General features: G+C 33.6%; 1 protein-coding gene. It reads right to left on the reverse strand.

Annotated features, from left to right (window positions below; genetic code table 11):
• Window positions 1-235 (reverse strand): transposase (locus FOT98_RS31990; RefSeq protein WP_144291305.1); only part of this gene is annotated, 235 nt, incomplete at both ends.

A 235-nucleotide genomic window follows, 5' to 3' on the forward strand; every position in this document is an offset into this window, starting at 1 on the left:
TCACTAATCGCTTTTGCTAACTTATGATTTTTTAACATATTCGATACTTGCAAATCTTCTATACCGATAACATCGTGGTTTTTGATGATTTCAGTTGATATTTTGTCCAAGTAATCTTTTCTAGCATTAGCTATATATTCATGAATTCTAGCTACCCTTACTCGTTGTTTATTCCAGCGAGAAGATCCTTTCATTCTTCTAGAAAGAACACGCTGTGCTTTTGCCAACTTCTCTT

The sequence above is a fragment of the Bacillus sp. HY001 genome, from assembly GCF_007558965.1.
Classification (GTDB): Bacteria; Bacillota; Bacilli; order Bacillales; family Bacillaceae_G; genus Bacillus_A; species Bacillus_A mobilis.